Annotated in this window: 10 protein-coding genes and 1 pseudogene; 2 read left to right on the plus strand and 9 right to left on the minus strand. The window is 42.8% G+C overall.

Annotated features, from left to right (window positions below):
• Positions 1–479: 479 nt before the first annotated feature.
• The gene (locus tag LPA49_RS13655) at positions 480–1,358 is read left to right on the plus strand and encodes a TraB/GumN family protein (RefSeq protein ID WP_036971526.1); all 879 of its coding nucleotides are present in this window, start codon (positions 480–482) and stop codon (positions 1,356–1,358) included.
• A 24-nt stretch (positions 1,359–1,382) separates the two neighbouring features.
• On the opposite strand, the gene modF is transcribed toward LPA49_RS13655, so the two are convergent.
• Entirely contained in the window at positions 1,383–2,840 is a 1,458-nt protein-coding gene (modF, locus tag LPA49_RS13660; protein ID WP_326847806.1) for a molybdate ABC transporter ATP-binding protein ModF, read from the minus strand.
• 128 nt (positions 2,841–2,968) lie between these two features.
• Between modF and LPA49_RS13665 the strand changes: the two genes are divergently transcribed.
• A complete protein-coding gene (locus LPA49_RS13665) occupies positions 2,969–3,592 on the plus strand; it encodes a DUF4097 family beta strand repeat-containing protein (protein ID WP_230236827.1) in 624 nt (207 codons plus the stop codon).
• An 18-nt stretch (positions 3,593–3,610) separates the two neighbouring features.
• On the opposite strand, the gene LPA49_RS13670 is transcribed toward LPA49_RS13665, so the two are convergent.
• From LPA49_RS13670 to LPA49_RS13705, 8 genes and pseudogenes are all read right to left on the minus strand, one after another.
• Positions 3,611–5,359 (minus strand): response regulator, encoded by a 1,749-nt coding sequence (locus LPA49_RS13670; protein ID WP_118843946.1) that lies wholly within the window; start codon positions 5,357–5,359, stop codon positions 3,611–3,613.
• Positions 5,360–5,458: 99 nt separating this feature from the next.
• Positions 5,459–7,795, minus strand: coding sequence for a fatty acid cis/trans isomerase (locus LPA49_RS13675; RefSeq protein WP_065978252.1), 2,337 nt, complete (start codon positions 7,793–7,795; stop codon positions 5,459–5,461).
• The gene (locus tag LPA49_RS13680) at positions 7,792–8,172 is read right to left on the minus strand and encodes a hypothetical protein (protein WP_036971539.1); all 381 of its coding nucleotides are present in this window, start codon (positions 8,170–8,172) and stop codon (positions 7,792–7,794) included. The genes LPA49_RS13675 and LPA49_RS13680 overlap by 4 nt, the downstream gene beginning before the upstream one ends.
• 139 nt (positions 8,173–8,311) lie before the next feature.
• On the minus strand, positions 8,312–8,977 hold the full coding sequence (locus tag LPA49_RS13685; protein WP_036971542.1) for an SDR family oxidoreductase: 666 nt from the start codon (positions 8,975–8,977) through the stop codon (positions 8,312–8,314).
• 169 nt (positions 8,978–9,146) lie between these two features.
• Positions 9,147–9,863 (minus strand): hypothetical protein, encoded by a 717-nt coding sequence (locus tag LPA49_RS13690; RefSeq protein ID WP_036971545.1) that lies wholly within the window; start codon positions 9,861–9,863, stop codon positions 9,147–9,149.
• Between the two features lie 70 nt (positions 9,864–9,933).
• Positions 9,934–11,733 (minus strand): alkaline phosphatase, encoded by a 1,800-nt coding sequence (locus LPA49_RS13695; RefSeq protein ID WP_230236830.1) that lies wholly within the window; start codon positions 11,731–11,733, stop codon positions 9,934–9,936.
• An 11-nt stretch (positions 11,734–11,744) separates the two neighbouring features.
• On the minus strand, positions 11,745–13,334 hold the full coding sequence (locus LPA49_RS13700; protein WP_230236833.1) for an alkaline phosphatase: 1,590 nt from the start codon (positions 13,332–13,334) through the stop codon (positions 11,745–11,747).
• Positions 13,335–13,809: 475 nt separating this feature from the next.
• A pseudogene (locus LPA49_RS13705) lies at positions 13,810–14,031 on the minus strand (elongation factor Tu); the annotation flags it as partial.

Here is a 14,031-nt window from a genome sequence, read left to right on the forward strand (position 1 = left end):
ACAAAAAGCCCCCCGGACTGTTAAGTGCGGGGGGCTTTTTTAATGCTTCACTTTTCTCTAAGCACTAAGTAGCCCCCGCGGTAATAATAATCACCACGACGTTAATTAGGATTAGAGATAGTTTATTTGTAAGCATTTACTGATACCAAATTCGTGTCATTTGTTGCGGAAATCTAGCCATCCCGCTGCCTTTTTCTATTAGTACCGCGCCCAGCCCTTCAAGTCAACATAAAAATCAATTCAAAAAACATCACAAAAAACGAAATTAAAGAAATAAATATCTAAAATTAACTATATTTAAGATTAAAAATTCACACATAGCTAGCTATTGAAATTTCATACCTCGTTATAACCAATTAAATGATTGATTAATTTTTAGCTTTCATAGGTAATTTTTTTCGGGTTGTTCTCATTTTATTAAACCTCTCTGTGAAAATTAGTTTAGTATTGAAAACAACAACAGCATGAAAAGGAAAGTTATGAAATTCATACAGCGTATTAATGCCCTGTTTTTTGTTCTACTACTACTGGGCTTTAGTCAGCAAGTATTTGCTGAACCAGGACTTTGGAAAGTAGAGAAAAACGGCATTGCCTCATATTTATTCGGCACGGTGCATGTCGGTGATAAAAGTATGCAAGGACTGCCAAGCAAAGTAACCAATGCACTTGATAAGACCGATAAAGTCATCGTTGAAGTCGATATCAGTGCGATATCTCCTGTCGATATGCAACGTCGTTCATTGCCTTTTATGATGCTAAAAGACGGCAAAACATTACAGTCAGAACTCTCTGAAGCTAACTATGCCAAACTGCAAAAATACTTTGCAGATAAGTCCATAGATATTGCTATGTTTAAAAACTTAGCACCGTGGGCCGTCATGATAACCATGATGCAAATGGAGTTTCAAAAAGTGGGGTTTTCTGACCAATACGGAATTGACAAGCAAGTCCTTGCTTACGCTAAAGACCATAAAATTTCAGTGGGTGAGCTTGAAACGCTAGAGCGACAAATGGAAATGTTTGAACACTTAGCAATCATGAATGATAAAATGATTGAAGAAACTTTCGCGCAACTCGCCGATGCCGACACCTATTTCTTTGGTTTAATAAACGCGTGGAAGTCGGGTGATATGGAAACACTCACTCAGTTTTATAACGAAAGTTTTGATGACTCACAGTATGGTGAACTCAGTGAACAAGTGATGCTAATTGATCGCAACAACAACTGGGTTGAGCAATTATCTAAGCGTATCGGTAAAGAAAAGCTATTTATAGCAGTCGGGGCACTGCATTTGCCTGAGCAGCACGGTTTACTTAAACAGCTAGCCGATAAAGGCTTTACGGTGACACGCATTTAAATCAATTGCATGTCCAAAAAGCGCCTAAGGCGCTTTTTTTATGTCATTTTCCATCTCTAAATAATGCGCTATTCCAGCAATGTGATCGCTTGCATGGTGATTAACATAAATCACGGTACTGGTTTTTGCGCTGCAAATTTTTTCGATTAATAATAAAACCCGCTGTCTGTTTGCCTCATCAAGTCCTAAACATGGCTCATCGAGAATGAGTAAGTTAGGATGCTTAACCATCGCGCGGGCAATCAACAACAGGCGTTGATCACCAAATGACAACTGAGTAAATGAACTATTTTGTTTATCACTTAAGCCAAGTAGTGCTAGCCAATTTTTAGCTATAGCCAGCTGTTTATCACTCGCTTTTTGATAAAGGCCAATACTGTCATAAAAACCAGAAATAATCGTATTCAACGCCGAAGTACCCACACGGTAGTCCATGTGTAACGCATTAGAAATATAACCAATATGCTGCTTTATTTGCCAAATACTTTCGCCACTCCCCCGCTGATAACCAAATACCTTGATGTCGTTGTTATAACACTGTGGGTTATCGCCAGTAATGAGGTTTAATAGGCAGGTTTTACCAGAACCGTTTTTGCCGGTTAATTGCCAATGCTCGCCTTGATTAATTTGCCAATTAAGCTTTTCAAAAATAGCTTTTCCGCCAAAGCTGACCGACGCATTCGTGAGTTTAACCAGGATAGGGTCAATGAGCGGTGGCGCTTGATGGTCACTATCAGCCTCTGGTATCTCTAAATCGGTGTATGTTAGATGCAATAGTTTAAGTAAATCATCTCGCTGTTCAGCACTTGGCTGCGCTAATTGATGAGTAACTTTACCGTCTTTTATAAACGCATAATGATCAACACAGTCTGGAATCTCAGATAATCGATTAAGCACAAAAACCATCGTCGTTGTTTCACTTAACTTTGCTAACTGATGGTTCAATTCAGTCATCGCTGCTACATCTAAGCCATCAAAGGGCTCATCAAGTACCAATAGCTCAGGCTGACCTATTAACGCTTGGATCAGCATTAATTTACGTGTTTCACCGGTCGATAAATCACGAAACGCTTTATGTAGTTTACTTTCAAAATCAAAGGTCTCTAATAGCTGATTGAGCAGCTGATTATCGATTTGTTGAGGGCTTCGACCTGCTAAAATGAGGTCGCTGACACGACTGAATGAAGACACCCCTTCAATAATATCGTCCTGATCTTTGTTTAATTCTTCTGCAAGTAATTGCTTTTGTCTATCTGGCGATACCAGCGCGACGCGCTCAAAACTATTTGTGTACTGGCCTTGTTCGATAGTAGCAAACCCAGCGATAACAGCCGCTATTGCCGACTTTCCGGCACCATTTGCACCTAGTAACACCCAGTGCTGCGATGCTGATACTGTCATGCTTAAATTGTCTACACAATATACATCATTGCCCTGCCCTTTTAGGCTGGCTTTAACATTAACCAACTGCGTTTGTTGCACTTTGAACCCTCATTCCACGTTATGTTTAGTTCGACGTTACCGCATTCAATAAAAAATTAAAAACCGTTTAAACCTTTTTTAATCACCGCTGCGACTAAGGTATAAAAGGTCATTAACAGGAACATACAATGAAAAAATTACTGGGTGTAGCAGCGGTGGGCTTAATACTGACAACCTCACAAGCAATGGCAAAAGATTCACGTGAACTCAATCACACGTTTGCGATTAATAATGCCAGTCAGCTTGATATCGACTTTCCGGTGGGCAGCTTAGAAGTACAAAGCTATGACGGCAGCGAAGTACACGTCACCATTCGTATTGAGCCAAAAAATGACAAAGGCTGGTTTGGCTCAGAGATTGACTTGTCAGACATCGAACTGAACCACTCTCAACGCGCTAATCTATTAAGTTTGAAATTAGATAACGATGACATTCAACAAAATTGGTTAGTTAAAATGCCAAAATCAATGGCGATTGATGTTGAATTAGGTGTGGGTGACATTGAGATTAATGAACTGAGCAATTCGGTTGAGATTGAACTGGGTGTCGGTGCAGTGCGGATCGATAGTGCACTTGATGACTACAAACGCATTGAATTAGAGTCAGGTGTTGGTGATACCAAAATTCGTGGCTTAAAAAATGAGGCTAACACGCACCGTAAAGTGGTGAGCTCACAGTCAAGTTACCAAGACAACGGTCAGTACAACATTGACGTAGAAGTCGGCGTTGGTGACATAAAAGTTAGACACTAACTCTTCATTTTAAACAACTTATCCCTGTTTGCCCTCTGTGAATAATGCGCCGAGGGCTTTTTGCACTGACTCGACTGAAATCGGCTTATACACATGCATATCGGCGCCTAAGTCATAAATTCGTTGCAAGTCCTCATTCGAGGTGTTGGCTGTTACGGCAAGTATCGGCGTTAATAGCGATTGTTCATTGCGGATAATATCTGTTGCCTTAAAACCATCCATAACTGGCATGTTTAAATCCATAAATATCACATCGTATTTTTTTTCAGCTGTCATACTTGTCGCAATTAAGCCATTACTCGCAATGTCATAACTAAAGTCAAACTGACTAATAATACGCCCTAAAATTGTGGCATTGAGAGGATTATCTTCAACTATTAAGCAATGCAGGTTTGTTGGTAGCTGCATTGGCATTTCAGATTTGGGGGCATTTTCGAGATCCAAATGAATAACGACTTTAACCCCATGAGGCTGAACGTTTTGAAACTCAATCTTGCCATTCAGTGCTTTTACAATATGCATAACCCGTAACAGGCCTGTTTTTAAGCCCTGAAAATGCTGTTCGCTATCATGCTCAAAGTCAAGCAGCTCAGCAGGAGGATGCTCAAAACCGGTGCCATTATCTTGCACTTCCAGAATTACCTGTTTGTGACCTTTGCAAATCGCATTCACGGCAATTCGACCTTGTTTAGGGGTGAACTTAACCGCATTATTGATAAGCTCAGAAAGCACTTGTTGTAGCCTTGCGTGATCAGTCACCACGTCTTTGTCTAATGCCTCAGACATATTCACACTGAGCGTAATATTTTTATCGTTACACGCGTACTTATAAGGCGCAATAGCTTGATTCAAGGTGGTTAGTAAGTTGCTTGAATGTGGCTTTAGCTGCCAGTCGCCTGATGATAGCTGTTGTAAATCGAGTAGCTCATCGAGCATAGCTACCAAACGGTTAACGCAGTATATGGCTTGTTGCTTCGTCAGTTGTTGATTATCGCTAATATCAAGCGCTTCTATCGACGAGGTAAGACCTTGCAAGGGGGTTCTGAACTCATGACTTGTTCGCGCAATAAACCGCTCTTTATTTTTATTAACCCGCTCTGCATACTCTTTTTGTTGTTGGTATTTCTGAATGGTATTTGCAATCAGCTTTTCCATTGGTTTAAAAATAAAAATAAGCTCTATGATTAACAACACAATAGCAGCAAGCCAAAACACCACCTCAAGTACCGAGATAATCGTGACTTTATACACCGATTCTTGCTCGAGTAATTTTACCGCTTGATCTAACTTAGTTAGCAGCGCCTCTAATTGTTCGCTCACAAAAATAGAACTGTCTATATTGCTGGAGTTAGTGCGACTATTTAATAACTGCTGAGCCTGACTTATGTAGCGCTTAACATGCGCATCAAGTTGGTTTGGAGGAGAAAAGTAATGCGCTTCGAGTGCAGAGTTTAAATGAATAAATTCGCCATTTTCTTGTTCAAGTAAAAACTGATGTCCTGACACAAATTGTTCTACAGCCTGCTGTAACAACCTACGATGTTGCTCTTTTAGACGCTCTGAATCCTGATAGATCAAGGCATTTCCATGCAGCGCTATTTTTTGTGAAAGCATCCGCTGCTTACCGGCAATGTTGATCACCTTCGCATCCCCTTTTTGCACATAAAAAAGAGTCTGCATTAGGGCAGCAGAGATGGTTATCAAAATAGCAATGGCTGATAACCCCCACCGATATCGTTGTCGGATATCCTTAACTAGCTTCAACATGTATTACTCATTTATTTTTAAGCATAATTGTAGTTCACATTTCACAATAAAGCCCACTCTAGGTGGGCTTTAAACTATCGGTTAACACTATCAATTACTTTATCTATTTTCGAGCCGATTATAATCAAATAGCCCAAACTCAACACCGCGATATTGCTTGGCAACGTGGTGCAAAATATCACTGTATTGCCAAAACTGCGGGTGCGTTCGACGAATGGAAAACTCACTTTTCAAGTCTCTGTACGCTGCTTCATCAGTGACTTTAGCAAGGCCTGATGCGAACGCATTAACTTGCTCAGTATTGTGTAAGTACCAAATCGCTTCGGGGTAGTCACCAATAAAACCAGGCACAATCGTCACGGTATCTTCATCATAGGCACGCTGACCTTCTTCGTTCAATAAGCTCGAAATATTATAATGAGCATTATGGTGAATAATGGTGTATGCCTTATGCGCATCCGCCCCCTCTTTCACTAACACAAATGAAATTTGTGGCAATAAGTTAATCGCTTTTACCGGTAACTCATTAATCTGCGAGAGAGGCTCTGGCACTTGCGTGTAATCATAACGCGTACTCAATATAGGCTTTAACTTTGCTTTAAGGATGTTGAATAACTCTGCCTGTGGGTCTGTGGTTTTATATTCAATGCCCGATGGCTGACTAAAGGACAGTTCATCTTCAAAAAAGCTCGTGAGACTTGGCGGTGATTTACGATACCATTGGGCTTTGATTTCTTCTCGTTTGTTCTCTGGCAGTAACGCTAAGTAATTGCCCTCACCCTCTAAGCGTAAAAAGTCCATGTATAAACGCGTTAATAATTGATGGCCTATATTGCCATACACATCAAAGCCAGCCACCAGCAAGTAGTGAATGCGCTCAAACAAAGCATAATCAAGCACCCATGCAGTTTTAGGCTGTTGGCCTATCCAGCCTTTAACCACGGTTGCACTATCAAAATGACGAAAAACGGTGAGTGCCGCATTTTGATTATGACCATCGCCACGCCACAGTAAATCGGTGGTTAAGTGCTGGCCATTGGCGAACATTTTGTTGGCCAAAGCCACTTTAGCAGAGAGATACTTATTTTGACTCTTTGAGTATTTCACCCAGCTTGAAATAGGCAGTGCGTTACTTTCTTCTTCAGCGGGCAATGCCAGTGCATCTTCATGCTGTAATAACAGTTCACCCACCTTAGGGGTTGCTGCCATTTCAGGTTTTGCAAAGGCAACCCAAAATTGATCGTTAATAACATTAAGGGCTATTTGACCACGACATACAGGGCCTTTAATAAACCCCATAATGATCAGTTCAGCTTCATCAAGCATAAACTGATAACGAGAATTTACCGGGATGGCCGCAAATGCTTTAAATGGATTTGAAGCAACATCCGGTTTATAGCTTGGCAGCTTATCAACCTGATACTCTGTTTCGATGAATTGAGCGTGCAAACGCGCAAGTTTTTCATCATTAAGAGCAAGCGGCAGGTGTGTTTTTGCCAAAATAGTTGAACGGTCATGCATCAAACGATAATAAACCCGAGATACCTTGGGATCTTCGTAAGGACGACGCGTACTAATCACTTTAACGTCTTGGCCCGGTGGGGTTGATGAGCGAACGAGTTTAAAGTAGCTGTGTTTATCTCCCTGTTCGGGGAAATAAATATGGGCTAAATACCAGTGCTCATAAATATACCGAGCTGCAAGTTGATGCTTTAAACCCTCTTGGTTTAAAAACGCTTCCCAGCGCTCAACTTGTTTAAGTACGTTTTTTTCTGGCGGCTCAATATGTGCCAGATAGCCCCCTTGCTTTAACCATTTTGCTAAACGCTGAAATTCTTCACTTGAAATACCCGGCAAACCATATGGCATCCCACTGTGCGGGTTGTCCTTTGCAAACGCATCGAACTCATTCATGGTTGTACATGTTTGCTCACGATCGAGACTAAAATCAAACTCATCACCTAAGATTGCTTGTGTCGGAAGCGGGCTACTTTGTTTAAGCACTAACGCATTGTAAAGGACACTGGCAGCCAAATTCGCCTCTTCAGTTTGCACACGCTCATTAAGCACCGGTGTAAAACCTTTTTCTCGCCACTCAGTGGTATCGAGTGCGTCAAACAGCAATCGGCTAGGCTCTTGGGCCAGCAAGCGCGTTCCATCGTAAACACGTTCTTTACTGAGGCCTCTGTCGATGCCCTCAACCGAGGATAACTTCAATTGACACGGCGCATCATAACAGCCATGACACACCACACAGCGACTATCAAGCACTGGCTTTACATCTGCCAGAAACTCAGCACCTTGTGGGGTTGATGCTGCAACAACACGCTGTTGAGGTTGCTCTTTACCAAATAGCTCATCATAGTGCGCTGCCCCTAAATAAGCGCAACCACTTAATAAGATTAAGCCTAATAGTGTCGTGAAGGTTTTTTTCATCCTTCTTCCTCGCTATCCTCTAGGTCATCACCTAAGTCAAAGGTTGGCATCATATCGACTTGAGGCGATACAAAACTGCTGTCGCCCTCAGCGCTGAGCATTGCACTTAATAGTGGCCCACGAACAAGGGTTAGCTGAGCATGGTGCTCACCCTTTATCAGTGACTGATATTGTTCAGCCAATGCTTCGAGTCGATAATCAGTTAAGGCAATAGCCACACTACTATCAACAGCAGGGTTCTGGCAAAGCTGAGTAAGGAGATTTTCATCTAATGTGACGTGTAAAAGTAAATCAGGCGACTCAATGTCACGACTATTGAGATGCTCATCGAAATAAAAAAGGGGAAGGGTTAAATCGCTATTTTGCTCTAGTTCCATGTGCTGTTCTCTACATCAATATGGCTGTCATTGTAGAAGTATAGCAAACAAAAAGAGCAAAAATTAGCGAAAGTTATCAGCAGTTAACCGCTTTTTTATTGCTAACTGCTTTACTGTTAATGACTTATTTTCTCACTCTTTACCAAGGTAAGGTTTCACCATTTGAGTGCCAAAAACCACCACTATTATCAAGGTTTAGCTCATCGATGCGCTTTATTAAACGTTCAGCGGCTGTCTCTGGGCTGATATCACCTGCAAAATTTACCATCTCTGTTTGTACAAACCCGGGATGAAATAGCCCAACGGCTATCTGCTTATCTTTAAGCTCATGAGCCAAACTCACTCCCGCAGCATTGAGTGCGGCTTTTGACATACGATAGCCTATATAACCTCCCGAGCCGTTATCAGCGATTGAGCCCATTCGTGATGTAATCATCGCTACTTTGGCATCAATCCCTAAGTTTTGTAATAACGCGTGAGTAATACGAACAGGCGCGATGGCATTAACACTTATTTGCTTTTCAATTGCAGCAAAATCCATCTCATCGAGGGTTTCGTTATGAAAAATACCCGCGTTGTTGATCAAAATATCTATTTTGTCGCCATGAAGATGATTGGCAAGTGTTGTTACATCGTCTGGATTAGCGACATCAATATCACTGATTATTTTCACATCGAGCGCTTTTAGCTCTTCACTTGGCGTGCGAACAACCGCCGTAACACGGTTTCCTAGCGTTAAATAGTGCTTACAGAAATTAAGACCAATACCTTTATTGGCACCCGTTACAACCACATGTTTTGTCATTCGTCTGCTCCTTCGTTAGCGTATACCCTATACCTTGGGACTGATAACAAAAAACCAAGGGCTGGTGCTTATTGAACTGTGTACTTTAAATGATAAATCGCACAGCCATAGACGTGCTGTAAGGGTGTGCCGCTTTAATACATTCAGCGGCAACGTTTAGCAAGGCATGTTAATGATGGTGCTGATGCTCACTTTGCAATTGATTACCTTGCGCATCATAAAAACCAGTCGCGCCATGCTCTACAAACCCTAAATTAATCATCTTGGCTAAAAAGGGGTCGCTTTCATTGTCACCAATGTCGGCATAATCTGTCGTTTGAAAGTTATCCCACTTAGCAAATTGTGCTGTTACCGCGTCTTTATTGTGCTCAACCGTAGTTAAAGCAACTGTGCGACTATAAGAAGGCGATGAAATACGCATTTCTTTAACCAGCTGCTGATTAGCAAGCCACGTTAACTCTATTTTTGTCTCTGCTTGCTGGTATTGATAATGTTCAGTCAGCTCACAACCTTCGCCTGCACTGTTTTTTAAAGTCATTTTTTCGAGCAGTGCATTACTTACCAACTGATATTTGGCACTCCAATCCTGTTCGCCCTGAACCTCAGAAGGCTGATATTCAATACCACGCTGTGCGTGTTGAAAGTATCGGATTGGTCGCATTTGCTGATTACGTAACTGTTGCCACAACTCGACAAATTGTGGGTTTTGCTTAGCCACTTGATGAGGCGTACGCCAAAGCGTAAAGGCGTTTTCTGTGTGCTGTTTGTTAGCAACAGTATCGGTTGTGACAGTATAGTTTGCTTTCGCATAACCGGTGTTTGTATCGCACTGACCTGCAACAGCAAGTGGGCTAAGTAATGAAGCAATTAATATCGCAGCTTTCACGGGAGTCTCTTTTCTTTTAAAGGTGTTGTATTCGATGTAAGGAGAGCCCCTAAGGGCTCTCTGCTAACATTTATTGGGCTAATTTAGCATCAGCTTGTTTCACAAGGTCAGCGGCATAATCCATCACATGGAAAATAAGGCTTTGCTCATTCGTACCAGTAACTAAATGGGCTCCTGGGCCTACTGCATACACACCAACATCTTCTGCTGCATGTGTTTCAGAGCTAAGCGGTACCACCGCTTCTTGATGGAAACCCGGTGTAGTTGTATCAACATCGGTGAGATCAACACGCCCAGTCACGGGTGCAAAGTTATAGCCCGCATCCGCATCAGTTTCATCACCTAAGTCACGAAAGCCACCGCCATTAGTGTATCCTACAGTAGTGTATGGCATATTATCCGCTGCGAGTGATGGCTCATCACTCCCCACAGGCACGACTTTACCTAAAATTGGGTTACCACGTTTTGGATAACCTGCAATCGTGAACACATGGCTGTGGTCAGCCGTAACAATGATCAAAGTATCTTCAATGCTGGTTTTATCCAATGCAACTTGAACAGCCTTTGAAAGCTCACCCGTATCACTTAATGCGTTGTACGCATTGCCCGCATGGTGAGCATGGTCAATACGACCCGCTTCAACGGTTAAGAAGAAACCTTTGTCATTGTTATCAAGCACGTCAATTGCTTTTGCGGTCATTTCAGATAATGAAGGCTCACCAGCAATATCGTTAGCGCGATCGGCTTCATACTGCATATGTGATTCATTGAATAAACCAAATAAACGCTCAGTTGTGTCTGCATTCACAGCATTAAAACTTGCTTGGTCCATAACATATTGACCCGCTGGGTATTTCGCTTTCCACTCAGCAGTTAGGTCGCGACCATCCGTACGGTCACCTTCAACACTGCTTACAGCGTCCGCAGAGTTAAACGCGGCATCTTTAGGTAAGAAGTGACGACGACCACCGCCCAACACGACTTCTAAGCCATCAACATCTAATCCCGCATAACGTGCTTCAAGGTTTGCTTCGAAGTTAACGAGTTGCGAGGCGATATCTTCACATCCCGCAGCGACAGCCGCTTCTGGCATATCAGATACATCTTCCCAGTTACGGTCAGCCGATTTTGCATAGGTGGCAGCAGGTGTGGCGTGTGTGATTCGCGCTGTTGATACAATCCCGGTCGATTTGCCTGCCATTTCAGCAAGCTCTGTTGCTGTTACCAGCTCATTACCCGCAACCGTCGCACAGTTACCACGTTCGATATCTTCATCAACGCCGATAACACCTGCATCTGTTTTAACACCAGATGCCATTGCTGTCATCGTACCCGCAGAATCCGGCGTTTGTGCGTCAACGTTGTATGTTTTTGCAAAACCAGAAAACGGCATCGCTTCAAAACTCAGTTGATGCTCTTCGCCCAGCTTGCCTTCAAGCTGACCCGCCATAATGCGTGCCGCTGTCACGGTAGAAATCCCCATACCATCACCCACAAATAGAATAACGTTTTTCGCTTTCCCTGACTCTTTAGCAACCCCAGCGATGCTCTCTTCGCTTGCCGCCATCTTAACTTTTGCGGCTTTAAACCAATCATTGCTTGTCAGTGGCGCAAGCTGCTGTGCGGTCAGTGATGTGGCTGGGTCATTACACGCAACCGTTGTCTCTGTGATTTCTGCTGAGTCTAGCTCACCATTGCGGTTTGTATCTTCACCCGATACGGTTTCTGTACCACCATTCACACACTGCTCAGACCCGACAGCTAAGGTGTTTTCAACTGTGATTGTTTCAATTGGGCCTTTGTCATCATCATCAGAACAACCCGCTAATGCCACTACTACAGCAAGAGAAATTAAATTTAGTTTTTTCATTGTCATCGCCATTATTCTTCAATTAGTTCTAGAGCTTGATTTATGATGTGGAAAATTACATTTTGCTCCACAACGCCTTGCGCTAACTGCGCACCTGGACCTTTTGCATGCAATGAAATGTCTTCGCCCGCATGCGTCTCAGAACTTAATGGCACAGTGGCTTCTTGGTGGTAACCTGGGGTCGTTGTATCAACACCCGTTAAGTCAACACGGCCAGCAAATGCAGCGTCGTTATATGACGCATCTGCATCAGTCTCATCGCCTAAATCACGAAAGCCTAAACCATTTGCATACCCGACTGTTGTATACGGCATACCGTCTGCAGCTAGAGTCGGCACTTCTTTACCAACGGCAACCACTTGACCCAGTATTGGATTACCGCGTTTTGGGTAACCCGCAATGGTAAATACATGACTGTGATCTGCGGTGACTAAAATAAGCGTTTCTTCTGGGTTAGTGTTTTCAACAGCCGCTTGCACTGCTTTTGCAAATTCAACGGTGTCGTTTAATGCGTTGTAAGCATTTCCCGCATGGTGAGCATGGTCAATACGTCCTGACTCAACCGTTAAGAAAAATCCTTTATCATTATTTTTAAGAATGTCGATAGCTTTAGAGGTCATTTGTGATAATGAAGGCTCGCCCGCAATATCGTTACTACGGTCTGCTTCATACTGCATGTGTGACTCATTAAATAGTGCAAACACGCGTTTTGTATCTGCATTTAGTGAATCGAAACCAGCTTGATCCGTGACATACTGACCCTCTGGATAGAGTGTTTTCCATTCTGCAGTTAGGTCTCGCTCGTCTGTGCGGTCCCCTTCGACTTCACTAACAGCATCAGCTGAATTGAATGCCGCATCTTTCGGTAAAAAGTGACGACGACCACCGCCCATCACAACCTCTAAACCATCCACGTCAGTACCGACAAAACGTGACTCTAAGTTCTTCTCAAAGTTAACAAGTTGAGATGCAATATCTTCACAACCAGCTTCAACGGCATCAGCCGGCATATCAGAAATATCTTCCCAGTTACGATCCGCCGATTTTGCATAAGTTGCAGCAGGTGTCGCGTGTGTGATTCGTGCTGTTGATATTACCCCCGTTGCTAAGCCTTTAATTTCAGCCAGTTCAGTCGCGGTGATTAATTCATTGCCAGCAACTGTCGCACACTTGCCACGCTCAATATTTTCATTAACACCAATCACGCCAACGTCGGTCTTAACTCCCGAGATAATCGCCGTCATCGTCCCCGCTGAATCAGGAGTTTGTGCATCCACGTTGTAAGTCTTAATTTGCGCAGAGTAAGGGAACTCTTCAAAACTTAAAAAACCTTCTTCGCCAGACTTACCGCTCATTTGACCTGCCATGATGCGTGATGCAGTAAGTGTCGACACCCCCATACCATCACCCACAAATAAGATCACATTCTTCGCTTTAAATGCCTGTTCTGACTGAGCTACCTGTTCTTTCTTGATTAATTTAGCTTCAGCGGCACTGTACCACTCATTTTGTTTTTGACTATCTGGTAACACACCGGCATTTGCCGTCGCTGACAATGCCAACGTAAAGCCAATTGCTGAGGCAATTTTATTCATTTTCATCGTTACGTTCCGTTAGTACGTTATTTTAAGAATTGTATGCGACTAATTAAGCTGCACATGGATAATTAGCGAGCTTATGGTAGGAAGTATTTATGACTGAATAAGTGACTTTTAATGACGAAAATATTAAACAACTGATTAACAGCCAAAAAAAAGAAGCACTGTTTTAAGGTGGTTAATAATGGCGAGTAGCGAGTAGCGAGTAGCGAGTAGCGAGTAGCGAGTAGCGAGTAGCGAGTAGCGAGTAGCGAGTAGCGAGTAGCGAGTAGCGAGTAGCGAGTAGCGAGAACAAAATAAAGCCACGTTAACCTCAAGCAAACTTTTTGATGTTTAATCACACCAGTAAGTAACCCCCGCTCGGTAACTGACTTCTAATATCTAACTTCTAATATCTAATCTCTATTTTCTCATCCATAAAAAAACCCGAGACTAAGCTCGGGTTTTTCTTGAATGCTTAATGCATCACTATAGTTGATTACTCAACGATAGTTGCAACAACACCAGCACCAACTGTACGGCCACCTTCACGGATAGCGAAGCGTAAACCTTCGTCCATCGCGATTGGAGCGATTAGCTCTACAGTCATCTTGATGTTATCACCAGGCATTACCATTTCAACGCCGTCTGGTAACTGTACGTCACCTGTTACGTCAGTTGTACGGAAGTAGAACTGTGGACGGTAACCTTTGAAGAATGG

This window comes from Pseudoalteromonas sp. MB41, from assembly GCF_020966275.1.
Lineage (GTDB): Bacteria > Pseudomonadota > Gammaproteobacteria > Enterobacterales > Alteromonadaceae > Pseudoalteromonas > Pseudoalteromonas lipolytica.

What these genes read in the sequence shown, in the direction of transcription:
- LPA49_RS13655 (WP_036971526.1), top strand. Translation starts at nt 480, where the DNA reads ATGAAATTCATACAGCGTATTAATGCCCTGTTTTTTGTTCTACTACTA.
- LPA49_RS13665 (WP_230236827.1), top strand. Translation starts at nt 2,969, where the DNA reads ATGAAAAAATTACTGGGTGTAGCAGCGGTGGGCTTAATACTGACAACC.
- LPA49_RS13670 (WP_118843946.1), bottom strand. Translation starts at nt 5,359, where the DNA reads ATGTTGAAGCTAGTTAAGGATATCCGACAACGATATCGGTGGGGGTTA.
- LPA49_RS13675 (WP_065978252.1), bottom strand. Translation starts at nt 7,795, where the DNA reads ATGAAAAAAACCTTCACGACACTATTAGGCTTAATCTTATTAAGTGGT.
- LPA49_RS13680 (WP_036971539.1), bottom strand. Translation starts at nt 8,172, where the DNA reads ATGGAACTAGAGCAAAATAGCGATTTAACCCTTCCCCTTTTTTATTTC.
- LPA49_RS13685 (WP_036971542.1), bottom strand. Translation starts at nt 8,977, where the DNA reads ATGACAAAACATGTGGTTGTAACGGGTGCCAATAAAGGTATTGGTCTT.
- LPA49_RS13695 (WP_230236830.1), bottom strand. Translation starts at nt 11,733, where the DNA reads ATGAAAAAACTAAATTTAATTTCTCTTGCTGTAGTAGTGGCATTAGCG.
- LPA49_RS13700 (WP_230236833.1), bottom strand. Translation starts at nt 13,334, where the DNA reads ATGAAAATGAATAAAATTGCCTCAGCAATTGGCTTTACGTTGGCATTG.